This window comes from Paraburkholderia sp. SIMBA_053 (assembly GCF_046534895.1).
Taxonomy (GTDB): Bacteria; Pseudomonadota; Gammaproteobacteria; order Burkholderiales; family Burkholderiaceae; genus Paraburkholderia; species Paraburkholderia caledonica.
Genome location: NZ_JAWRXU010000002.1, coordinates 199132 through 222807 on the forward strand (window position 1 = coordinate 199132; position 23676 = coordinate 222807).

Consider the following 23676-nt stretch of genomic DNA (forward strand, 5'->3'; position numbering starts at 1 on the left):
GGTTCAGGTGGATTGTTCAAGGTTGGAGATGAAGACGCTGGCCGACATGCGTCGCGCCCGCGTCGTTGCGATTTGAAATTGCGGCGATCGTGGCGCCTTCGCGCAAGCTGTGCGGCAGCGTCAGTGCAAGCGGCGTTTCGCCGAGACCTTCGAAATTTGCGGTGACGCGTGTCAGCAAACGGCGCCATGCGGCGCAGCCGATCTCACGGTTCGGCGCGCAGACGCTTGCGAGCGGCGGCGACAAAAGTTCGCCCATTGCGAGACCGTCGAAGCCGAGAATCGACATGTCGCGTGGAATCTGCAGACGCGCCCGGCGCAGGCCGCGCATCACGACCATTGCGAGCAGATCGTTACTGCAGAAGAGGGCGCTTGGACGGTTCGGGCCGCTCGTCAGATGCGCGAGCACCGCGGGCGACAGTTCGTCCGCGTTGAAGTCGACTTCAAGCGCGGGTGCAGGCGAGAGGCCGGCTTGCTGCATTGCTTGCGTGTAGCCGAGATGCCGCTGCCGCGCGCGATCGGAGGCAGCGAGCGTGCCGGCGAGCATGAGGATGCGGCGATGGCCGTGCGCGATCAGCATGCGCACGCCTTCGTAGGCGGCGAGACGGTTGTCCACGGACACCGACGGACGGCGCACCGTGTCGTTGTGCATCAGCACATAGAGCAGACCGTCACGGTCGAGCTCGTCGAGAAGGGGATGCGTGTCGGCGTCGGCGACCGTCAGGATCAGGCCTTCCACGCGATGCTCGCGCAGCGTTTCGATGGCGCGGCGTTCGCGCTCGGCGTCGTACTGGGTGGTCATCAGCATGAGCCGGTAGCCTTGCGCGGCCGCGAGTTCGTCGATGCCTTGCAGGCACTCCGCGAACACAGGGTTGGCAAGCGTGGGCACGATCACGCCGATCAGGCGCGTGCGCTCGCCGCGCAGTTGACGGCCGAGCGGGCTGGGCCGGAAGTTGAGTGCGTCGATGGACTGGCGCACCTTGTCGAGCGTGACCGGATTGACGGTGTGCGGCGCGTTGATCGCGCGCGAGACCGTCGCGATCGAAAAGCCCGCGTGCGCAGCGACGTCCTTGATTGTCGGGGTCATGATTTCCGCTCGGTTGTAAACGTTTTCAGGAGCGGATTATCGGAAAGGTTTGTGACTTGGCGATGACGTCGGTTTCGGTTGCGGATTGTTTGGTTTGAAGTCGAGCGGGGGCGGTGAAGTGCGGTGCGGGTGTGTTGGCGTTGCCGGTTCGATCGGCGGCGCTGCGGAGGTTTGGCCGGCCAGGCGGCCAATGGTAGAATGCGCGTCCACGCGTTTTGACCACCCTCGCCGGGGTGATGAAATTGGTAAACATAGCGGACTTAAAATCCGCCGCCTAACGGCTTGCCGGTTCAAGTCCGGTCCCCGGCACCATTCGCCCAGCGCGGGAAATGACGAAATCGCGCAACGCGTACCAACGAGGGGGTGTGGATTTTTCTGCCCTAAACCGGATTCTGCGGGTCCTTCCTCTTTTGCCCGATCCTACCCACTGCAGCAGCCAGTCTGTCAGTGACGAGGTGCGAGTACCGTTTGGTCGACACGACGGACTTGTGCCCTAGGACGCCGCCGACCGTGAACAGGTCGATTCCCGCGTTAATCATTTCCGACGCGGCGCCGTGCCGCAGATCATGGAATTTCGTGTTCGGATAGGGGCTTTAAGGGTAGCGTGACAGCCTCGCCCGGCTTGCCCACCTTCACGTATGCCGTCTTGGCTGCGTCCCGGCAACACATCAATCCAATTCGATCTCAGCACCTATTTTCCGCATCGTTGCCAGCACCTTCGCTAGTTCATCGGGAGACAGTGCAAGCCGAGCGGCTCCGAAAAAAGGATGTGTGGACTCATCTCGCGTGGCTCGACGCCACCCGTATATTTGCGCCATTGCTGGCTACCCGCGACGCCGAACAGCTCGGCCATCTGTTCGCCTGTGCGATCCAATCGGTTCTTGAGATCGTGGAAGTCGGACGCTTTCGGAGACGAACATTTCATAGAGAAAAGCCGCCTTTCGGCGGCCCTCGGATTTAGTTGAACAGAAACTTCGCGATTGTCATGATCGCGAGGATCAGGCCGCGCGCCATACTAAGGACATCCAGCGCACCTACAGTTTCAACTTCTGCGTTTCGGCCGTCAGCTTTGCAACCCATGCTGCGACTTTGACGACGTCCGAAGTCTTGTCCATTTTCGCTTCATCCTTCCGGGATCGGGCTCCGCGCTCGAACTGTGTGACATCATGAACGCGATCATTCGGCGGAAGGTGTAGCGACACTGCAATCTCGATGATGAGCCACCATCGTTGAGGCTACCCGACGATGCTTATCACCTCCTCGATCGTCATGTCGCCAAAGTACTCCACGAGCAGCGGAAACAATGCGGCGTCGTATGCAGCACAGTGCTTCTCCTTGAAGATGTCGAACTCCCCGTATCGCGCGACAACGCTGGCTTCGGCTGCAATGCTCGCCGACTCGAAGAATGCTTTTGCTTGGGTGATGATGTTGGGGTCCATGCGAAGACTAACGGCAGCGTCGATAAAAGCTTGAGGTCAAGTTGGATGCCGCCCTGTCGCAATAGGAAGGAACAACTCATCAGGAAAAATTCGCATAGTGGTCACGTGTCCTTCTTGATCCCCGAGAGCATCGATTCAAGCGTCGGCGCAATGTCGGCTGTGTAGTAAGTCAGCGGCGCTCCGGCAGGCGTGGAAACCGCACAGTTCATCATTGATCGGCTCCACTGTAGACGCGGCAATCGTAGCCACCCCGGCAGTGTGTGAGGTACCATACTCAAACGCCACTCTCACCGAATTGAACACCGCCCATCATGCCCGCCGCGAGCGGGCTTTCGCACATTCAGCATTTAAAACTGAGGTGTGAAATGGCAGGTACAGCGCGGCGCCGGGCGGATCGGGCGCGACTCAAACATAAACGTAGGGACTGGTGGGCCGGGAAGCCGAAGAAAACTGACGTACAAATCGGCCGCCTGATCGACACTCCCACCCCTTGCAGCTGCTGGATGTGCGGCAATCCGCGGCGCCATCAAAAGGACCGTCTCTCCATCTGGGAGCACCGCTGGTTTCAGGAGGTCGGCGATGAGTCGTAGCAAACGGAAGAATCCAATTCTCGGTAACACGACCGCTGAGACCGAGGCGCCCGAGAAAGCAAAATGGCACCGCCGACATCGGCGCGAAGAACGCGCGCGGCTAAGCTCCCAAGGTGAGGACTACGTCGAACGCAGTCATCGTGAGCATTCGGATCCATGGTCGATGGAAAAGGACGGGAAGAAGTACTGGGGCGATGCGATCAGCTCCAGGCACATGCGCAAGTGAAAGGAAGTGTTCAAGAACGTCGAGCAACGCAGCGAGTTTTCCCGGGTGGTTGAATACCTCAGGGAATTGGGTGAAAAGAGCGCTGCTCCGTCTACAGTGCGCGGCCAGAAGACGAGATGTACTTTGCCTGCCGGGCAAGATCAAACCCGGTGCCGACAGCTTCCACAAGCCCGCCGCGCACATTTTTCATGTCTAACCATCCTTAACAGTGCGCCATTTCGGTCCACCGTATTCTTGCTGGCTGAGAAATCGGGGGATCGCATGAAATATCCGTACGACTTAGTCGCAGGCAGCGTGTTTTTCACTTTGGCAGTCGTATGTCTGGTTGCGCTGCTGGCTTGCTGACTTCTATACCCGTCGCTTTGCCTTCTGTTAGTCGTCTGGGCCAATGGAGCGAAGCCAATGCACACAGCCCTGTTCCGGCTGCGCGTTGACTCGGGCGCGACCGCCGTACATGCAAAGAACGATCGAGCCGCCGGTGCGATACTCCGCCGAAGTGCTCGCAACCGACGCAGGGGCGCGGATTGCCGTATGGGTCGAAATGGGGCGGTTTAACGTGGCGCCTCCAACGCATGCTAAGGCAATGATTCCGAGTAAGACGAGTGTCCCGAGTGAATTGCATCTGCGGCCGCAGCGGTAATGACCACCACGGGCATAGGCGTCCGCACCGAGGATCAACTACGCTGCAAATGTCCACCGAAACTACGTTGATTGCTTGATCATAGTGCTGTCCAGGACGGCATCAACTGGTCGTGCATGAGAACGTGAGCTCTGCCTCCTGGGGCGTCCATCCGCGGACGCCGTGCGTCTGCATATCGACCTGATGCATCAGCTTGCCCTGCTGCCTACAGTATGCGTCCGCCCGTTGCAGGCTCGACGCCTTGACCTCGCCCCATGCGGTCATGCCGCCTCGGACCTGCGTGGTAACTGTGTAGCGGCCGTCGCCAGCGGGCGTGACGTCGGATATGGTGGTGCATGCGGTGAGCATGGTCAGTGCTGCCAGCGCTGTTTTCGTTTTCATTGTGATCCCGTTGCTTGCGGATTGTGCAGCTATGAGTTGACGCGTGCGCTGCTCGTCAACAATTTTGGTGGGTATTCCAACATTTTCCAATGTCTGAGCGCGCGTCAGCAATGCGCGCTCACCAAATACAGTCATCGACAGAACCCGCTCGCCGCCAACGCAAGAGGAACGTTCTTCCTTCCTCAGCCCCGATCACCGCGTATGCGGCATAGGAAGACAACGACCGGGGCATCCGCCACCGGCGTTCAATATGCATCGGCCACGGGTCATTCTGGCCTGAGTCGCCGTCCTTCGCGCCAACCGTGCAGGCGGTAGTGCAAGACTGGATCTTCTCCGGCCTCAAAGACGTCGGGATTAGCTAGCAGGTACTGCTGCGGGTCAAAGTCTGCAGGGATCACCGCTTTTTGTGCGCTGCAATTATTGAAAGACGAGTCTATGAAGCTCTCAGGAATATTGAAGCCGCTGTATTGGTGTTTCACCGGCTCGCCGGTGATCATGTCGTTCATTTTCGAAAAATAGATCGAGCCATAGAACGGGTCGGATCTGAACGGACGATAGTACGCGCAGCCTTCGAAGTAATAGTGTGTCACTTGCGACCAGCGAGTCTTTTCTTTGTTCTTGTGCTCAAGACCGCCATGCAACAAGTTTGATAGCCAGATGACGCTCTCGCCTTTTTTTGGTGTGAAGATGGCCGGCTTTGCTCCATGGGCTTCGATCAATGCGTCCCACATTGTCTCGTAGTCCATCTTGTTTGTTTCTGTGACTGGCTCTGTGGCGCAGTAGCCGATGTGTTCGTTCGTGTAGACGGGCCATTTGTGTGAGCCGGGATAGTACAGGAGCGGGCCGGCATCTTCACCAATGTCTTCGAGAGCCGTCCATACGCCGCACATGAAGCGCTCCGGCACTGAGCTGAAGTGAATCGAGTCAGAGTGGACATGCTGCTGCGTGCCGACAGGGAAATTCAGGGTTTGAAACGGCCACGCTTGCCGTCCGAAAAGCTTGGACAGCAAGTCGATCACTTTCGCGTTCGTGGCAATTCGACGAACGTTTTCGTCGGTCTTCCATGCATCAAGGACTCGCAGGCCGACTTTGGCGTCGTACCACTTTTCCCGCCACGTGGCCCAATCGTACTGATCGTGAAGATTTGACTTGATGGCTGCTGCAATCGCGTCAAAGTCGTCGTCGGGAAACTTGATAATTGCATAGCCGTCGCGATTCAAATCAGTGGCGACCCTAAGCGTTTCGGCGTCGACCGACGGGTCCGCAAAAATCTGCTTGAAAAACGGGCTCTCGACGCTGGGCACACCCGGGAGCAAGTTCGTGAATTTTCCTGTCATTCTCTTTTGTTACCTCTGTGGACATCGCGGGGCGCAAAAACGGGTCGGCGAATTTTACAGCAAAGGTAAACGCCCCAAGTCGCGCGACGGACATTCATCTGCAGCGGATGTAGGGAGAGGGATAGACGCGGAGGTAGCCAAGTTTTGAGCTGGTTTTTACTAGTCACTTTCTACGTCAGCAAGGTCGATGTGCTCGCAAAAAGTACCTTCGCCGACTCGATCGCGAGAAGGTTGATCAACTCCTCGCCTTTCTTTTGCCTTGGACGGCGCCGGAACCGGCCGCTAATCTTCGAAATAAGAATCCATTGCCGAGAGCAACGCCTCAGCGGCCATGGAGCGAGCCTCATCAAGGGCATTGCTCCAGGTAATGGCCTCCGGAATATCCCGGAAGGTGACCACGAATCCCCCTTCTTCGGAGCCGCCGTGCGCTTCCAAAGATGATGCGTGAGTCGTAACGTGGCTCCCGCTTCTTGCGATGTCGCTCCGCGGACGCCGTGGGTTTGCATATCGACTTGATTCATCTGCTTTCCCTGCCGGTGGCGGTATCCGTTACCGCCGCCCCCACCCCAATCCCAAACTGTGCACAAACCCCACCACGTAAGCACTGCACACACTGGGGAATGCCTGAGCTTGAGCCGCTCCCGTCGCGCGTCGTAGAATCGTCGCACATCGGTTTGGGGGTCCAGCAATGTGCCTGGCTTCTCGTTGCGATTTCATTCGAATAATGCCGGGCCGCCCGGCGCTTTCGCGACCCGTCTCCCGGGTTGATGCGGGCGTTCGCCGCTCGCTCGTCATCGGCTTCGCGCCATGACCCCGTTGATTTCCGTCAAAAAGCTCAGCAAGAGCTTTCCCGGCGTGCGGGCGCTTCACGACGTTCAGTTCGACCTGGTCGAGGGCGAAGTCCACGCGCTGATGGGCGAAAACGGCGCCGGCAAATCGACGCTGATGAAAATCCTCGCCGGCGTCTACACCCGCGATTCCGGCGAGATTCTCCTCGGTGGACAGACGGTGGAGTTGCAGAGCCCGCGTGACGCGCAAGCCGCGGGCATCGGCATCATTCATCAGGAACTCCAACTGATGAATCACCTGACGGTCGCCCAGAACATCTTCATCGGCCGCGAGCCTCGCGGGCGGCTTGGCCTCTTTCTCGACGAAGACAAGCTCAATGCGAAGGCGCGCGAAATCCTCTCGCGCATGCATGTGAATATCGACCCGCGCGCCATGGTCGGCAACCTCACGGTTGCGAGCCAGCAGATGGTCGAAATCGCCAAGGCTTTGTCGTTCGACTCGCGCGTGCTCATCATGGACGAGCCTACGTCGGCGCTCAACGACGCCGAAATCGCCGAGCTTTTTCGCATCATCCGTGAACTGAAGCAGCGTGGCGTCGGCGTCGTCTATATCTCGCACAAGATGGACGAGCTCAAGCAGATCGCCGATCGCGTCACCGTACTGCGCGACGGAGAGTACGTGGCCACCGTCGCCGCCGCCGACACGAGCGTCGAGGCGATCATCGGCATGATGGTCGGGCGCACCTTGAGCGACGTTGCGCCCGCCGGGCGGGCTGCGTCGCAAGGCGAGATCGCGCTCGAAGTCAGAAATCTCCACGCCGGCCCGCTCGTGCGGGACGTGAGTTTTACGCTGCGCAAAGGCGAGATATTGGGCTTTGCCGGCCTGATGGGCGCGGGGCGCACCGAGGTCGCGCGAGCCGTGTTCGGCGCCGATCCGGTCGAGTCCGGCGAGATCTTCGTGGAAGGCGCGAAGGCCTCGATCAGAACGCCGAGCGACGCCGTCGCGCATGGCATCGGCTATCTGTCGGAGGACCGTAAGCGTTTCGGGCTCGCCACCGGCATGGATGTGGAATCGAACATCGTCATGTCGAACCTGCGCAATTTCCTGTCGCTCAACTTTTTTCTGCGCCGCGCGCGAATGCGCCGCCGCGCGTCCCACTTCATCAATCTGCTCGCGATTCGCACGCCGTCCGCCGCGCAGGAAGTGCGGCTGCTGTCGGGCGGCAACCAGCAGAAGATCGTGATTGCGAAGTGGCTGGAGCGCGACTGCGACGTGCTGTTCTTCGACGAACCGACGCGCGGCATCGACGTCGGCGCGAAAAGCGAAATCTACAAGCTGCTGCGCTCGCTCGCGGACGAGGGCAAGGCGATCGTGATGATTTCGTCGGAACTGCCGGAGATATTGCGCATGAGCGACCGTGTCGTCGTGATGTGCGAGGGCCGTATCACCGGCGAACTCCCGGCGGAGCAGGCGACCCAGGAGCGCATCATGCATCTGGCCACGCAGCGCCAAACACTGAAAGCGGCGTAAGCCGCGAGAGGACGCTATGACAATGCAACCCGATTCTTCCGCGCTGACCGGCCAGCGGCGCTTAACCGGCCTGAGAGCCCGCATCTTCTCGCCGACTGCGTTGCAGAAGCTGCTCGCCTTCGCAAGCCTGATCCTTCTGCTGGTGTTTTTCAGCTTCGCGTCGCCCGCTTTCATGCAGATGGACAACATCCTCGGCATTCTGCAGGCGACGGCGGTCAACGGAGTCCTCGCGATTGCCTCCACGTTCGTCATCATCACCGGCGGCATCGATCTGTCCGTCGGCACGCTGATGACCTTCACCGCAGTCATTTGCGGCGTGTTTCTCACGTACTGGCATTTGCCGATGTGGCTCGGCGTGATTGCCGCGATCGGCACGGGCGCGATCTGCGGCACCATTTCGGGCACGCTCACCGCGAAGATGAAGATACCGCCGTTCATCGCGACGCTCGGCATGATGCTGCTGCTCAAGGGGCTCTCGCTTGTCGTGTCGGCCGACAAGCCGATCTATTTCACCGACACCGAAAACTTCTACATGATTTCGCAGGACTCGTTGATCGGTTATCTGGTGCCGAGCCTGCCGATTCCCAACGCAGTGCTGATTCTGTTCTTTCTCGCGATCGTGAGTTCCGTCACGCTCAATCGCACCGCGCTTGGCCGCTACACGTTCGCGCTCGGCAGCAACGAAGAAGCGGTGCGGCTTTCGGGCGTGAACGTCGACAGGTGGAAGATCGCCATTTACGGCCTGGGCGGCGCAATTTGCGGTATTGCGGGGTTGCTGATCGCGTCGCGGCTGAATTCGGCGCAGCCGGCGCTCGGCCAGGGTTACGAGCTCGAAGCGATTGCGGCCGTAGTGATCGGCGGGACCTCGCTTTCGGGCGGCTCGGGCACGATACTCGGCACCATCATCGGCGCATTCATTATGAGCGTGCTGACCAACGGCTTGCGCATCATGTCCGTTGCTCAGGAATGGCAGATCGTGGTGACTGGCCTCATCATCATTCTCGCGGTCTACGCGGACATCTTGCGACGCAGGAAGAGCTGACGCTCGCGACAATATCAACAACGGGAGGCGCCACAAGGCTTCCTGCACAGCTGAAGAAGAAGGGTCCACACCTCAGGAGGAGATATTTCATGTTGAATCGCAAACTATTCGGCGTCGTCATAGGCGTCGGCGCGCTCGTCGGCGGCGCGAATCTCGCACACGCGGACGAGGTCTACATTCCGCTCATTTCCAAGGGCTTCCAGCACCAGTTCTGGCAGGCGGTCAAGGCAGGCGCCGAACAGGGCGCGAAAGAACACAAGGTCAGAATCACCTTCGAAGGACCGGAGACGGAAGCCATGGTCGACAAGCAGATAGACATGCTGTCGGCCGCGCTCGCGAAAAAACCGCAGGCGCTCGGCATCGCCGCGCTCGACAGCAAGGCGGCCATCCCGCTGCTGCGAAGAGCGCAGGCCGCGAAGATTCCGGTTATTGCATTCGACTCCGGCGTAGACAGCGACATTCCGCTCACGACCTGCTCGACCGACAATCTCGCGGCCGCCGCGCTCGCCGCCGACAAGATGGCCGAGGCGATCGGCAATGCAGGGGAAGTGGGCGTCATCGTGCACGATCAGACGAGTCGCACGGGCATTGACCGCCGCGACGGTTTCCTCAACGAAATGAAAAGCAAGCATCCGAACGTCAAGATCGTCTCGGTGCAGTACGGCGGCGGGGACCATCTGAAGTCCGCCGAAATCGCCAAGGCGATGATCCAGGCGAATCCGAATATCAAGGGCATTTTCGGTGCCAATGAGGGTTCGGCGGAAGGCGCGGCTATCGGCGTCAAGGAATCGGGCAAGAAGCTCGTGCTGATCGGCTACGACTCCGGCAAGGAGCAGAAAGACGACATCAACTCCGGGTTGATGGCCGGCGCGATCACGCAGAACCCGATCGGGATCGGTAAATGCGTCGTCGATTCCGCGGTGAAAGCGCTCAAGGGCGAGAAGCTGCCGAAGAAAGTCGACACCGGCTTTTACTGGTACGACAAGAGCAACATGAACGATCCAAAGATCGCCGCAGTGCTCTACGATTGATTGATCGTCGCTTAACGAACTGCCGTCGAGGAGCGTGCTCACATGACCACGATTACCACGCTGTCCGTCAGGGACATCCGGTTTCCGACTTCGCGCTCGCTCGACGGCTCCGATGCGATGAACGCCGCGCCCGATTATTCGGCCACCTACGTGACCCTTGAAACGGATGCGCCACACGCGCTTACCGGCCATGGGCTGACATTCACGATCGGCCGCGGCAACGAGATCTGCGTGAGGGCGGTGGAGGCGCTCGCTCCGCTTGTCGTCGGTAGAACGCTCGAAGAGATTGCTTCGGACATGGGCGCTTTCTGGCGCATGCTGACCTCGGACAGCCAGTTGCGCTGGATCGGTCCGGACAAGGGCGCGATCCATCTCGCCACGGCTGCGGTCGTCAACGCGGCGTGGGACCTGTGGGCAAAGGCGGAAGGCAAGCCGGTTTGGAAACTGCTTGTCGATATGAGCCCGGAAGAACTGGTGCGGTGCCTGGACTTCCGCTATGTGACGGACGCGATCACGCCGCAGGAGGCCATCGCGATGCTGCATCGGCACGCGGCTACCAGAAGCGGGCGCGAAAACGAAATGCTCGCGCACGGCTATCCTGCGTACACGACGTCAGCAGGTTGGCTCGGCTATGACGACGACAAGATTCGCCGGCTCGCGCGCGAAGGCGTCGCTCAAGGCTGGACGCATTTCAAGCAGAAGGTCGGCGGCAATCTCGACGAGGACATGCGCCGCGCTCGCATCCTGCGCGAAGAAATCGGCCAGGACCGCAAGCTGATGATGGACGCGAATCAGGTGTGGGATGTGGACGAAGCCATCGCGAACATGCGGCATCTCGCGCAGTTCGACCCGTGGTGGATCGAAGAGCCCACGAGCCCCGACGACATTCTCGGTCATGCGGCGATCTGCCGCCGCCTTGCGCCAATCGGTGTGGCGACGGGCGAGCATTGCCATAATCGCGTGATGTTCAAGCAGTTGCTGCAGGCGCACGCAATCGATTTCTGTCAGGTGGACAGTTGCCGTTTGGGCGGCTTGAACGAAGTAATCGTCGTACTGCTGATGGCGGCGAAGTTCGGCGTGCCCGTGTGTCCGCACGCGGGCGGCGTCGGCCTATGCGAGTACGTGCAGCATATTTCGCTGTTCGACTACATTTGCGTATCGGCGTCGCTCGAAAACCGGGTGCTCGAATATGTGGACCACTTGCATGAGCATTTCGTCGATCCTGTCGTGATCCGCAATGGCCGTTATATGCCGCCGCAGCGGCCGGGCTACAGCATCGAAATGCACGCGGCCTCGCTCGACCAGCACGACTTTCCTGACGGTCCCGTTTGGCGCCCTTGAGCGCGTTGCTGGCCTGGCCGTGTAAACTTGGCGTTCAGCGTTCCGCATTCTCAAGCGGCGCTCATGCAAAGCCACGACCATGCATCAACTGAAATATCTGAGCGGCTATCCGCCCGCATTGCTGGAGAAAGTCAAAAAGCTGATCGCCGACGACCAGCTCGGCGCCTATCTCGCCGCGCGCTATCCGAACTCGCACGAAGTCCAGACGGACCGTGCGCTCTACACATACTGCGCGGAATTGAAGCGTGAGCATTTGCGCAGCGCGGAGCAGATCGACAAAGTCACTTACGACAGCAAGCTCGACGTAGTGCGTCACGCGCTGGGCCTGCATACCAGCATTTCGCGCGTGCAGGGTGGCAAGCTCAAAGCGAAGAAGGAAATCCGCATTGCGTCGCTATTCAAAACGGCGGCGCCGGAGTTTCTGAAAATGATCGTCGTGCACGAACTCGCGCATCTGAAAGAGAGCGACCACAACAAGGCGTTCTACCGCCTCTGCGAGTTCATGCAGCCGGGTTACCACCAGATCGAATTCGACCTGCGGCTTTACCTGACCCATCGCGAGTCGGCGAAGAGTCAGGCTTGATACGTGCCACGGTTTATCCAAACGAAAGCGCGCGGCACGTCATGGCCTTCTCAGGCGGCGACCGCTTCAGCCATTTCGACAGCCGACGCCTTCAGCAACACCGGAATGGACTTCGATGTGGGCGTACCCGCACCGTCCGCGACCGACGACAGCGGCACGAGCGGATTTGTCTCCGGGTAGTAAGCGCCGAGGCAACCGCGCGGAATGTCGTATTCGACTAGCAGAAAACCATCTGCGTGACGTTCGATACCATCGGCCCACACGCTCGTAATGTCCACGCGCTGTCCGGCGACAAACCCCAGCATCGCGATGTCGTCCTTGTTGGCGAACAGCACGCGCCGCTGTCCATATACGCCGCGATAACGGTCGTCGAGGCCGTAGATCGTCGTGTTGTACTGATCGTGCGAACGGGTCGTCATCAGCGTCATCAGGCGTTCGCCGTGCTGTTCTCGTGCGCGATGAATCGGCGTGTCGAGCGCGATGGGATGCACGAGAAACTGCGCCTTGCCGCTGGGCGTTTTCCAGATCCGCTCGCGCGATGCGACGCCCAGGTGGAAGCCGCCCGGGCGCTTGAGCCGCTCGTTGTAATCGTGAAAGCCGTCGATTACTTTCTCGATGCCGTCGCGAATCAGCGAGTAATCCGCGGCGTGCGCGAGCCAATCGACCTTGTCGCTGCCGAGCGTCGCATGCGCCATGCGCGCGACGATCGCGATTTCCGACAGCAGGTTCTCCGACGCCGGTTTGTTCATGCCGTACGAGATGTGCACCATGCTCATCGAATCTTCGACGCTCACGCCTTGCGCAACGCCGTTCTGCAAGTCGATCTCGGTGCGGCCGAGCGTCGGCAGAATCAGCGCGTCGCGGCCATGCACGAGATGGCTGCGGTTGAGCTTCGTCGTGATATGCACGGTCAGATCGCACGAGCGCATGGCTTCCCATGTGCGCGGCGTGTCGGGCGTCGCAATCGAAAAGTTGCCGCCAAGGCCGATGAACACTTTGACCTTGCCATCGAGCATCGCCTGAATCGTATTGACCACGTCGAGCCCATGCTCGCGCGGCGGCTCGAAATTGTAGGCCTCGCCGAGCCGGTCGAGGAACGCCTGCGTCGGCTTTTCTTCGATGCCCACGGTGCGGTCGCCCTGCACGTTCGAGTGTCCGCGCACCGGGCACAGGCCCGCGCCGCGCCGGCCGATATTGCCGCGCATCATCATCAGGTTCGACAGCAGCTGTACCGTCGGCACCGAATTCTTGTGCTGCGTGAGGCCCATGCCCCATGTCGAGATTACCGCGCGGCCCTTCACGTAGATGTCGGCGAGCTTCAGCACGTCCTCGAACGGCACGCCTGCTTCGGCGACGATGGTCTCCCAGCTTTCCGCGCGCAGATCTTCGGCGAAGGCCTCGAAGCCGACCGTATGTTCAGCGATGAACGCGACGTCGAGCACGCGTTCCAGCCCGGAAGCCTGAGCCTCGTCGTCCAGTTCGATCACGCGCTTGGCGACGCCCTTGATGAGCGCGAAGTCGCCGCCGACCTTCGGGCGGATGAACACGGAGCTGATCTTCGTGCTGCCCATCGTCAGCATTTCCACTGGATGCTGCGGGCTCGCAAAACGCTCGAGTCCGCGTTCTTTCAGCGGATTGATCGACACGATCGTCGCGCCGCGCTTTGCGCACTCGCGCAGTTCACCGAGCATCCGCGGATGGTTGGTCGCGGGGTTCTGGCCGAAGATCAGCAGCGTGTCGGCATGTTCGAAGTCGTCGAGCGTCACCGTGCCCTTGCCGATGCCCACGGTGTGAGGCAGGCCGCGGCTCGTCGCTTCGTGGCACATGTTCGAGCAATCGGGGAAATTGTTGGTGCCGTACATCCGGACGAACAACTGGTACAGGAACGCTGCTTCGTTGCTCGCGCGGCCGGACGTATAGAACGCTGCCTCATTCGGGTCGTCGAGACGCTGCAGATGGCTCGCGATCAGATCGAACGCTTCGTCCCAGCCGATCGGCACGTAGCGGTCGCGCATCGCGTCATAGACGAGCGGGTCGGTCAGGCGGCCGTGCTGCTCCAACTCGAAGTCGGACTGCGTCATCAGTTCGGCGACGGTGTGCTCCGCGAAGAACGCGGGCGTCACGCGCTTGCTGGTTGCCTCCGCGGCCACCGCTTTTACGCCGTTCTCGCAGAACTCGAACGTGGATGCGTGCTCGCGGTCGGGCCATGCACAGCCGGGGCAGTCGAAGCCGTCAGGCTGATTCTGTTTGAGCAGCGTGCGGTAGTTGCCGCCCGTCACCTTTTCCTTGATCAGGTTGATGGCGACGTATTTGAGCGCGCCCCAGCCGGCTGCCGGATGCTTGTATGGCTCGATGCGAGGTTCGCTGCCGGATTCGCTGCGTGTGTCGGTTTTTTTCATGAGGTTGCCGCGCGTGGTCTTGTCATGGCTTTTCGGGCCGATGTTCCAAGGCTACTGTGTTCCAATCGCAGTGCAGCATACAGAAAATCAAAAAAGGAAGGGATACAGTTGCTTGCGATTTGTCATAGACTGGCGTCTCAAACCATCCAGTTCCTTGAGCCACGTCCTTGAAACTGTACGAAAAGCTCGCCGATGAAATCACCGAAGCCGTGCGCCGGGGCGTGTTCGCCGCGGGTGAGCGGATTCCTTCGGTGCGGCAGGCGAGCCAGCAGCATGGCGTGAGCATCAAGACGGTGCTGCATGCGTACGCGTTGCTGGAGAGCCGCGGCATTGTCGAGACGCGCCCGCAGTCCGGATACTTCGTGCGCGAAGCCGCGCTGCACGCGTTTCGGCCCGAGACCCGGCGGGCGGGCGGCAAGCCTGCCGCGCTGGTCGCGCCCGTTGCCGCGGAAGTCGACGTGAGCCGCCTCGTTCTGTCGACGCTTCGCAGCATTCGCGCGCACGACGCCGTTCCGTTTGGCTCGCCGTATCCCGATCCATCGCTATTTCCGTGGCGGCGCATCAACCAGTACGCGAACGCGATTGCGCGCCGTCAGGCGAGCTGGAACCTGATCGACGATCTGCCGCCCGGCAACCCGGAGCTGATCCGGCAGATCGCCCGGCGCTATACCGAGAACGGCATGCCGGTCGATCCGGACGAGATCGTCATCACGCTCGGCGCCACCGAGGCCATCAACTTGAGCCTGCAGGCGGTCGCCAAGCCGGGCGACACAGTGGCCGTCGAATCGCCGACTTACTACGCGATGCTGCACGCGATCGAGCGTCTCGGTATGCGCGCTATCGAGGTAGCGACGCATCCGGTCGACGGCATCGACATCGACGCACTCGCACAGGTCATCGAGCGGCAGAAGATCGCCGCCTGCATGGTGATGCCGAACTTCCAGAATCCGCTCGGTTTCCAGATGCCGGATGCGCGCAAGCGGCAACTCGTCGAATTGCTCGCCGCGCATCAGATTCCGGTGATCGAGAACGACGTTTATCAGGAGTTGTATTTCGGCGAGACGCGGCCGTCGGCATTGAAAAGCTTCGACACGCAAGGGCTCGTGCTGCATTGCGCGTCTTTTTCAAAGAGCCTCACGGCGTCTTACCGGATAGGCTGGGCGTTGCCGGGGCGTTATCGTGCGCAGGTCGAGAAGCTGAAGTTTTTGAACACGCTCACGACGCCTTCCGTGCCGCAGGTCGCGGTCGCCGATTATCTGCGGCAGGATGCATACGACCGGCATCTGCGGCATGTTCGCAAGGTCTACCGGCAGCAGGCGAGCATCATGACCGCGCTGGTGCGGCGTTTCTTTCCGGCCGGCACCCGTATCTCGACGCCGCAAGGCGGCTATGTGTTGTGGGTGGAGTTGCCCGAGCGTGTCGATTCGATGCGCCTTTATCAGGCGGCGCTCGCGCGCAGCATTACGGTCGGCCCGGGCATGATGTTTTCGACGCGCAACGATTTTCGCCATTTCATCCGGCTTAATTACAGCTACCCGTGGACTGCGCAAACGGAGGCGGCGTTGAAGACACTGGGCGAACTGGTGACGCAGATGGCGTGAAGCGCTTGCACGAGTTGATGCAGCAGAGCCAGGCAGACAAAAACAGTAAGAAGGAGACACGAATGGATGACGATGAAATCGACCCGGTGCTGATCGCCGTGCTGGGGCAGCTTTGGCGCGCGCATCGAGAAAGCTTGGGAGACGTGAGGCCGCGCCGCGAGATGCGCAGCGGCGCGTGGTCGTTAGCGAGGCTCTCCAAGCAGGCCAACGTGCCGATGAGCGCGCTTCGGCGGCAGTTGACGGTGCTCGTCGACAGCGGTCTGGTGGAGACGACTTTCGACGAAGAGGGCGCCGGCACCGCGCGTCTGAGCGACAGCGGCCGGGAAGTGTGCGCGGAGCTGTTCGGCGAGAGCGGTGCCGCGGGCGATGACGGGGCGCCCGACCCCGACGACACTTCGCCGCCGAGCCTTCACTAGTTAATCGCGCCGCGCGCAATACCGGTTCCGTTATACACGGGATAACAGCGAATAATTTTTCCTCTGAAATTGACCTCGGAATATGGCCCCCTATGCTGGAGGCCTGCCCGCACCAACGGGCGCCAGGCGAACCCCTTAATCGATTTCGGAGAATTCATGAAAACAACGCTGGCGCGAGCGCTGCATCGATCATTGCGTATCAAGACTGCCCGGACCGCGCTCGTCGCGGCATGTGCCGCGACCGTCGGCCTCAGCTTGGGCTTTGCTGCCACGGCAGCGTCGGCGGCCACCGCGCAGCCCGTCGGCATTGCGTTTGTCTACCTCGGCAATCCCGGCGACGCCGGCTGGACCTACGCGCACGAACAGGGCGTAAAAGAGGTCGAGGCAAAGTTTGGCGACAAGATCAAGGTGACACGCATCGAGAACGTGCCCGAGTCCGCAGACTCTGAGCGCGTGTTCCGCGATCTCGCGTCGAAGGGCAACAAGATCGTGGTGGGTTCGAGCTTCGGCTTCCAGGACTTCGAACTGAAAGTCGCCAAAGACTTCCCGGATACGGTGTTCGAACACGCGACCGGCTACAAGAAAGCGGCCAACTTCGCGACGTACGACGTGCGCACCTACCAGAGCGCCTATCTCGCCGGGCTCGTCGCCGGTTACACGACGAAGTCGAACACGCTTGGCTTCGTGGGCTCGGTGCCGGTGCCGGAAGTGGTGCGCAACATCAACGCTTTCACGATGGGCGCGCGCTCCGTGAACCCGAAGGTGCGCGTCAAGGTCGTGTGGATCAATAGCTGGTTCGATCCGGGCCGCGAGAAGCAGGCCGCCGAAACGCTGATCGGCCAGGGCGCGGACGTTCTCATCCAGAACACGGATTCGACTGCCACCATGCAGACCGCCGAGCAGAAGAAGGTGCACGCGTTCGGCTGGGATTCGAACATGAAGAAGTTCGGGCCCAACGCGCAACTGGGTGCGTGCGTGAGCAACTGGGGCGTGTATTACACGTATCTGGTGCAGCAGGTCATGGCGGGCACATGGAACAACGCGCCGGTGTGGTGGGGCCTGAAAGAGAAGGCGATCGATCTCGCCGATATCAACACCGAAGCGGTGTCGCCGACTGCGCAAAAGGCGTTGAGCCAGAAGCGCGACGACATCATCTCGGGCAAGTTCAATCCGTTCGCCGGGCCGATCGTGGATCAGTCCGGGGCGGTGAAGGTTGCGGCGGGCAAGTCGCTGAGCGACGCGGAGCTGCTGCGGTTGAACTGGTTCGTGCAGGGCGTCGACGGCTCGCTGCCGAAGTAACGCGAACCGCATGAACTTTCCATCCTGCCGACAGTAAAAAAGGAGTACACCCGTGAGTCTGACTGTTCCGAGCGGGGAGATGAGCGCAACCGCCGGCGCCGATGCGGCTGGCTTTCCGCCGCAAGGTTTGACGCCCACGCACGAGCAGATCGTGCGGCATCTGCGGCATTCGAGCCGGATCGCCGAGCGCGCGACGCTGCTCGGGCATCACCCGTTCGGCGCGGTGCTGGTCGGCCCGGACCAGGAAACCGTGTTGATGGAGCAAGGCAACGTCGACACCGTGAACCATGCGGAGTCGGTGCTCGCTCGCGTGGCGGCGCTCAACTTCACTCCCGCCTACTTGTGGAGTTGCACGCTGTACACGTCGGTCGAGCCGTGTTGCATGTGCGCGGGCACGATGTATTGGGCGAACATCGGCCGGGTGGTGTTCGGCATGACGGAGAAGCGCCTGCTGGAGGCGACCGGAGATCACGCCGAGAATCCGACCATGAGCGTCGATTGCCGGTATGTCTTCGATCACTGTCAGAAGCGCGTCGAAGTGATCGGCCCGGTCGCCGAAGTCGAGTCCGAGGTAATGGACGTGCAGCGCAGGTTCTGGAATAGCCGCTAGCTCCGCTCCAGCATCGCGATGCCGCAGAACCAGTCGCCGCCATGCGGCCGGTATTTCCACCGGCCGTCGTTCTGCTTGATGACGCTCGGGCACTGCTCGCCGATTGCGATCCCCGGATTCGCGGCCGTGCATTGGCGCATTGCCGTTTCGACGGTGGGACTCGCAGGCACGGACGGCTTGCGTGAGCGCTCCGGGGGCGCGGGCTTGCGCGCGGGTTTGAACGCATCGGCAGGTTCCATGGGTTGGGCGAGCGCAGGCGGCGCGCCCGTCGGGAGGCTCGCCAGCAACTGCTGAAGCTCGTCGATACGTGTTGCGTACCACGTGCCGAGACACGCCGCGTCCCGGCAATTGGCCTCGCGCCAGGCCCATTTGCTGTCGCTGTCGGCGATAAAGCCGCGCCGATCCGGCGCTCGTCGGCGCGCTTTCCAGTAGAGCTGCCCAAGCGTGTCGTCAAGACGCGACAACGCCGTGTCGCTGCAGATCATCTTCTCGGTGAAGGAACGGCCCTTCGTGCAGTTGAAACTTGCGGCCTGAACGGGCGAATGCGCGATCAGCAGCCCGGCGATCAGAACGGAGCGGACGATTTTCATGACGATTCCCGCGATGCATGGTTTTTCATGCAACGGATGATCGTCCGATCCCGTGCGATCGAGACGCCGGAAAAACGCGGCACTTACCGCGAGTGATTACCAGATGTTGCGTCGCGCGGGTCCGCCCGACACTCCGGATCGCGCAATGCAGGACAAACGGAAGCACGCCCGGCGGACATCTTCACGTTTGGCGGGTATACCCTGATGCGCTGCTTACGCTTTCTTGCCGATGTTGGGTTGGGGGGCGCATATATGAACCGCGAAGCGACATCACGCATGGACGTAGGAGCGACGCCCGATGCCGGCCATTACCGGCCGGATCTGGCCGAAGAGGTGTTGGCGTCGGAGCGTAGCGTGTTGCGGCTGATCACGCGCAATACGCCGTTGCCGGAATTGCTGGAAGAAGTCTGCCACCGCGCGGAAGCGCTGCTGGGCGGGGGCGCGTCGTGCTCGATCCTGCTGCTCGACGACGACGGCGTACACGTGAAAATGGGCGCCGCGCCGTCGTTGCCGGCGGAGTTCAGCACGGCGATCGACGGCGTGCCGATCGGTCCGAGCGCGGGCTCTTGCGGCACCGCGATGTACGAGCGGCGGCTGGTGGTGGTCGAGGACATCGAGACGGATTCGCTATGGGCGGACTTCCGCGCGCTTGCGTTGCCGCACGGCTTGCGCGCGTGCTGGTCGGTGCCGTTCGAGAACGACGCCGGCGCCGTGCTGGGCGCGTTCGCCGTCTATCATCGCGAGCCGCGCCGTCCTACCGCGCAGGAAGAGACGATGCTCCGCGATATCAGCCGCAGCGTCGGGCTTGCCGTGCATCAGGACGCGATGGCGCAGCGGCTTGCGAACAGCGAGGAGCACCACCGGCTGGTCGTCGATCATCTGATCGAGGGCATTGTCGTGCAGTCTCGCTCGGGCGTCGTGCTGGCCTGCAATCCGAGTGCGCAACGCATGTTGCGCACCGGTCCGCAGATTGTCGGACGCAGTATCCGCACGGTGATGGTGCGTGGCTTTCACGAGGACGGCTCGCCCGTGGCCGAGCATGAGCGGCCTGTCGCGCAGGTGCTTGCGAGCGGCAAGCCGATGCTCGGCGTCACACTGGCGCTCGAACTGGTGAACGGCGAAGTGATCTGGGTCACCGAGAATGTCGTGCCGATTCTGAAGCCGGGCGAGAGCAAGCCCGACTCCGTACTGATCTCGTTTACCGACATCGGCCCGGTGCGCGAGGCGCAGCGCCAGTTGAAATTTCTCGCGACGCGCGATTCCCTCACCGGGCTCTACAACCGGGCCTATCTGACGGAGCGCATGAACAGCCTGTTCGCACCCGGCAACCCGAATTACAGCGGCGAGCTTACGAGCGTCGCCGTGCTGTTCGTCGATCTCGACGGATTCAAGAAGGTCAACGACACGGCCGGTCATGAGGCCGGCGACGCGTTACTGAGACGGGTCGCCGAGCGGCTTGCCGGCTGCGTCGGCCCGGACGACACACTCGCGCGCGTGGGCGGCGACGAGTTCGTGATCGTGGTGAGCGCCTGCGAATGCAACGAGCAGATAGTCGGCCTCGCGCGTCGCATCCTCGGGGAAATCGCGGTGCCGTTCGCGGTGGCGGACAACGAGTACTACCTGGGCGCGTCGATTGGCATCAGCCGCTTTCCCGAAGACGGCCAGGACGCTCCTACGCTGATGCGCAACGCCGACTCGGCGATGTATCACGCAAAACAGCGCGGGCGCAACAACTTCCAGTTCTTCACGGCCGAACTCAATCAGCAACTGCAACGCCGGTTCCTGATCGAGCAGTCGCTGCGCCGCGCGCTCGCCGCCCACGAGCTCAGTCTCGTGTATCAGCCGATCGTCGATAGTCACGCCGGCCGGACCATCGGCGCGGAGGCACTGCTGCGCTGGTACAACAGCGAGCTTGGCAATGTCTCGCCGGCCGAGTTCATTCCGGTTGCGGAAGACGCGGGCCTGATCGTCGAGATCGGCGACTGGGTGCTCGCCCGTGCCTGCGAGCAGGCGGCGCAATGGCGGCGCACGCTCGCGCCGGATCTGATCGTCGCGGTGAATCTGTCGCCGCGCCAGTTCAACGACGGTCTGGTGGAGCGGATCAGGCGCTGTCTGGACCACTCCGGGCTCGAGCCGGCGGCGCTCGAACTGGAAATCACCGAGCGGCTTCTGATGAGCGACAGCGACACCGTGCTGCCCATGCTGCTCGCGTTGAGCGCGACGGGCGTGCGTATTTCCGTCGACGACTTCGGCACTGGCTATTCGTCGCTGTCGTATCTGAAACGCTTTCCGTTGCACAACCTGAAGATAGACCGGTCGTTCGTGGCGGGCTTGCCCGATCATCGCGATTCGATCGCGATCACGCAGGCCGTGGTGGCCATGGCGCACTCGCTCGGTATGAACGTCACCGCGGAAGGCGTGGAGACGCCCGAGCAGGCCGCATTCCTTCGTTCGATCGATTGCGACAAACAGCAGGGTTATCTGTACAGCCGGCCAGTGGGAGCGAGCGCGTATGCACGCGCGTTGGCGGATGTGTATGCGGCGACGTAATCCGCTCGCCGTGTTGGCGTATGTCGCGAGGGTTCTCAATCCGCGAGGATCGGCAGCGTGACATAACCGCGCTGAAGACTGGGCGTAAGATGCAACGACCTGCATCTGAGCCCCAGGAGACTTGCGATGGCACAGCACTTCGACGCGGTTGTGATCGGCACGGGACAGGGCGGCGCGCCGCTCGCCGTGCGTCTTGGCAAAAGCGGCCGCCGCACGGCGGTCATTGAACGCGCGGCGTTCGGCGGGACCTGTGTGAACGTCGGCTGCACGCCGACAAAGGCGTATGTGGCGAGCGCCCGCGCGGCGCACGTGGCGCGCCATGCGGCAAGGCTGGGCGTGCATATTGGCGGCGCGGTCGGCGTGGATATGGCAGCGGTTAAGGCGCGCAAGGACAAGATCGTGGGCCAGTCGCACGACGGCGTCGAGGCCTGGCTGCGGGGCGCCAGGAACCTCACGGTGTTCACCGGCCATGCGCGCTTCACCGGGCCGCACACGCTTGCCGTCAGCGGGCCGGACGGAGCTGTGCTGCACGAACTGAGCGCGGACGAAATTTTCCTCAATACGGGCACCCGTGCCGTGGTGCCGCCGCTTGAAGGGATCGAGCGAGCCCGCTATTACACCAACTCGAGTCTGCTTGAGATCACGGAGTTGCCAAGCCGGCTCGTGATCGTCGGGGGCAGTTATATCGCGCTCGAATTCGCGCAGGTGTTTCGCCGCTTCGGCAGCGAAGTGACGGTGCTGGTGCGCGGCGATCGTGTGCTCACGCGCGAGGACGCCGACTTTGCGGAGTCGGTGCAGAGCGTGCTGGCGCGTGAGGGCGTGGAGTTCCGTTTCGGAGTGCAGCCTTCGCGCGTCGAGCCGCATCCGCATCGCGAGAATGAGGTGTGTATCGGCTTCGAGCAGAATGTTCCGGCGCTCGAGGCGTCGCACCTGCTGTTCGCAACCGGCCGCAAACCGAATACCGACGATCTCGGTCTTGCCGCAGCCGGCATCGAAACCGACCGGCATGGCACGATTCCGGTGGACGGCCAGTTGCGCACCAACGTTCCGGGCGTATGGGCGATCGGCGACATCAACGGGCGAGGCGCGTTCACGCATACGTCCTACGACGATTACCAGATCGTCGCGGCCAATCTGTTCGATGGCGGCACGCGCACTGTCGACAAACGGATCATGGCGTACGCGGTGTTCGTGGACCCGCCGCTCGCGCGCGTGGGCCTTTCCGAAGACGACGTGCGCAAGAGCGGCCGCGACGCGTTGATCGCGACCATGCCGATGTCGCGCGTGGGCCGCGCTCGCGAGCGCGGCGAGACCGACGGTTTCATGAAGGTGCTTGCCGACCCGCACACCCGGCAGATTCTCGGCGCGGCGATCCACGGTATAGAAGGCGACGAGGCGATTCATACCTTCATCGATATCATGACGGCGGGCGCGCCGTATCCCACCTTGCAATACGCGATGCACATTCACCCGACCATCAGCGAACTGGTGCCGACCTTGCTCGACGGCCTGAAGCCGCTGAAGTAACGCGAGCGCGGCGCGCATCGACAAAGCGTCGCGCCATCGCGGATAATCGCCCCGCATTCAATCGCATTCAATCGCATTCATTCGAGGAACAGCCGATGGGCAAGGGACGTGTCGAAGCCTTCAGCGATGGCGTGATCGCCATCATCATCACGATCATGGTGCTGGAAATCAAGGTACCGGAAGGCTTCGATCTCGCCGCACTGACTCCGCTCGTGCCGGTATTCGCCGCCTATGTGCTGAGCTTCATCTACGTGGGCATTTACTGGAACAATCATCATCACATGTTCCATGCGGTGCAAAGGGTCAACGGCGGCGTGCTGTGGGCCAATCTGCATCTGCTGTTCTGGCTGTCGCTGCTTCCCGCCGTCACGCATTGGGTCGGCGAAAATCATCTTGCCTCGTGGCCCACTGCCATGTACGGCGTCGTGCTGTTCATGTCGGCCATCGCGTACTTCATCCTGACGCGCACGCTGATCCGTGCGCACGGTCATGACTCGACGCTCGCAAAAGCGGTGGGCAACGACATCAAAGGGAAAGTGTCGGTGGCGATTTATCTGGCGGGCATTGCGCTCGCGTTCGTCGCACCGTGGATTTCGGCGGCGCTCTACGCGCTTGCTGCGGCATGGTGGCTCGTGCCGGACCGGCGCATCGAGCATGTGATGGAAGCCTGA

The 23676-nt window shown here is 61.6% G+C and carries 19 protein-coding genes, 1 tRNA gene and 1 pseudogene; 14 read left to right on the forward strand and 7 right to left on the reverse strand.

The genetic code is table 11. The features are described 5' to 3' along the window. Positions 1-16: 16 nt before the first annotated feature. The gene (locus SB753_RS07475; RefSeq protein ID WP_088174790.1) at positions 17-1084 is read right to left on the reverse strand and encodes a LacI family DNA-binding transcriptional regulator; all 1068 of its coding nucleotides are present in this window, start codon (positions 1082-1084) and stop codon (positions 17-19) included. Positions 1085-1311: 227 nt separating this feature from the next. Here SB753_RS07475 and SB753_RS07480 point away from each other — a divergent pair. Beyond that, positions 1312-1396 (forward strand) — tRNA-Leu (locus SB753_RS07480). Positions 1397-1464: 68 nt separating this feature from the next. Here SB753_RS07480 and SB753_RS07485 read toward each other — a convergent pair. Both SB753_RS07485 and SB753_RS07490 read right to left on the reverse strand, forming a co-directional pair. After that, a pseudogene (locus SB753_RS07485) lies at positions 1465-1659 on the reverse strand (tyrosine-type recombinase/integrase); the annotation flags it as partial. 660 nt (positions 1660-2319) lie between these two features. Beyond that, positions 2320-2523 (reverse strand): hypothetical protein, encoded by a 204-nt coding sequence (locus tag SB753_RS07490; RefSeq protein WP_310355773.1) that lies wholly within the window; start codon positions 2521-2523, stop codon positions 2320-2322. Between the two features lie 579 nt (positions 2524-3102). On the opposite strand from SB753_RS07490, the gene SB753_RS07495 reads away from it, so the two are divergent. Next, positions 3103-3339 carry a hypothetical protein gene (locus SB753_RS07495; protein WP_087752589.1) on the forward strand — a complete coding sequence of 79 codons (237 nt, stop codon included), beginning with the start codon at positions 3103-3105 and terminating at the stop codon, positions 3337-3339. 742 nt (positions 3340-4081) lie between these two features. Here the strand turns inward: SB753_RS07495 and SB753_RS07500 are convergent. Both SB753_RS07500 and SB753_RS07505 read right to left on the reverse strand, forming a co-directional pair. Next, complete coding sequence (locus SB753_RS07500; RefSeq protein ID WP_410799813.1) at positions 4082-4360, reverse strand: hypothetical protein; 279 nt, start codon at positions 4358-4360, stop codon at positions 4082-4084. A gap of 266 nt (positions 4361-4626) precedes the next feature. Continuing rightward, the gene (locus SB753_RS07505; protein WP_410799815.1) at positions 4627-5697 is read right to left on the reverse strand and encodes a phytanoyl-CoA dioxygenase family protein; all 1071 of its coding nucleotides are present in this window, start codon (positions 5695-5697) and stop codon (positions 4627-4629) included. A gap of 807 nt (positions 5698-6504) precedes the next feature. Here SB753_RS07505 and SB753_RS07510 point away from each other — a divergent pair. From SB753_RS07510 to SB753_RS07530, 5 genes are all read left to right on the forward strand, one after another. Continuing rightward, positions 6505-8016 carry a sugar ABC transporter ATP-binding protein gene (locus SB753_RS07510; RefSeq protein ID WP_410799817.1) on the forward strand — a complete coding sequence of 504 codons (1512 nt, stop codon included), beginning with the start codon at positions 6505-6507 and terminating at the stop codon, positions 8014-8016. A gap of 16 nt (positions 8017-8032) precedes the next feature. Then, positions 8033-9058 carry an ABC transporter permease gene (locus tag SB753_RS07515; protein WP_020065452.1) on the forward strand — a complete coding sequence of 342 codons (1026 nt, stop codon included), beginning with the start codon at positions 8033-8035 and terminating at the stop codon, positions 9056-9058. An 89-nt stretch (positions 9059-9147) separates the two neighbouring features. Next, entirely contained in the window at positions 9148-10089 is a 942-nt protein-coding gene (locus SB753_RS07520; RefSeq protein ID WP_020065453.1) for an ABC transporter substrate-binding protein, read from the forward strand. Positions 10090-10131: 42 nt separating this feature from the next. Further along, on the forward strand, positions 10132-11430 hold the full coding sequence (locus SB753_RS07525) for an L-fuconate dehydratase (protein ID WP_410799819.1): 1299 nt from the start codon (positions 10132-10134) through the stop codon (positions 11428-11430). 79 nt (positions 11431-11509) lie between these two features. After that, positions 11510-12013, forward strand: a complete 504-nt coding sequence (locus SB753_RS07530; protein ID WP_020065455.1) for a M48 family metallopeptidase — start codon at positions 11510-11512, stop codon at positions 12011-12013. Positions 12014-12063: 50 nt separating this feature from the next. Here the strand turns inward: SB753_RS07530 and SB753_RS07535 are convergent, their stop codons facing one another. Then, positions 12064-14412 carry an FdhF/YdeP family oxidoreductase gene (locus SB753_RS07535; protein ID WP_410799821.1) on the reverse strand — a complete coding sequence of 783 codons (2349 nt, stop codon included), beginning with the start codon at positions 14410-14412 and terminating at the stop codon, positions 12064-12066. Positions 14413-14579: 167 nt separating this feature from the next. Between SB753_RS07535 and SB753_RS07540 the strand changes: the two genes are divergently transcribed. From SB753_RS07540 to SB753_RS07555, 4 genes are all read left to right on the forward strand, one after another. Continuing rightward, on the forward strand, positions 14580-16013 hold the full coding sequence (locus SB753_RS07540; protein ID WP_408171015.1) for a PLP-dependent aminotransferase family protein: 1434 nt from the start codon (positions 14580-14582) through the stop codon (positions 16011-16013). A gap of 62 nt (positions 16014-16075) precedes the next feature. Continuing rightward, positions 16076-16429 carry an ArsR family transcriptional regulator gene (locus SB753_RS07545; RefSeq protein WP_204520519.1) on the forward strand — a complete coding sequence of 118 codons (354 nt, stop codon included), beginning with the start codon at positions 16076-16078 and terminating at the stop codon, positions 16427-16429. Positions 16430-16585: 156 nt separating this feature from the next. After that, on the forward strand, positions 16586-17728 hold the full coding sequence (locus SB753_RS07550) for a BMP family ABC transporter substrate-binding protein (protein WP_020065459.1): 1143 nt from the start codon (positions 16586-16588) through the stop codon (positions 17726-17728). A gap of 79 nt (positions 17729-17807) precedes the next feature. Beyond that, on the forward strand, positions 17808-18338 hold the full coding sequence (locus SB753_RS07555; RefSeq protein ID WP_020065460.1) for a nucleoside deaminase: 531 nt from the start codon (positions 17808-17810) through the stop codon (positions 18336-18338). Here the strand turns inward: SB753_RS07555 and SB753_RS07560 are convergent. Then, positions 18335-18928, reverse strand: coding sequence for a lysozyme inhibitor LprI family protein (locus SB753_RS07560; protein ID WP_410799823.1), 594 nt, complete (start codon positions 18926-18928; stop codon positions 18335-18337). The genes SB753_RS07555 and SB753_RS07560 overlap by 4 nt on opposite strands. Before the next feature lie 252 nt (positions 18929-19180). Between SB753_RS07560 and SB753_RS07565 the strand changes: the two genes are divergently transcribed. The 3 genes from SB753_RS07565 to SB753_RS07575 all read left to right on the forward strand — a co-directional run bounded on the left by SB753_RS07565 (position 19181) and on the right by SB753_RS07575 (position 23676). Further along, positions 19181-21478, forward strand: coding sequence for a putative bifunctional diguanylate cyclase/phosphodiesterase (locus tag SB753_RS07565; RefSeq protein ID WP_310065485.1), 2298 nt, complete (start codon positions 19181-19183; stop codon positions 21476-21478). A 126-nt stretch (positions 21479-21604) separates the two neighbouring features. Next, positions 21605-23005 carry an FAD-containing oxidoreductase gene (locus SB753_RS07570; RefSeq protein ID WP_288823548.1) on the forward strand — a complete coding sequence of 467 codons (1401 nt, stop codon included), beginning with the start codon at positions 21605-21607 and terminating at the stop codon, positions 23003-23005. Positions 23006-23100: 95 nt separating this feature from the next. Continuing rightward, positions 23101-23676 carry a TMEM175 family protein gene (locus SB753_RS07575; protein ID WP_020065464.1) on the forward strand — a complete coding sequence of 192 codons (576 nt, stop codon included), beginning with the start codon at positions 23101-23103 and terminating at the stop codon, positions 23674-23676.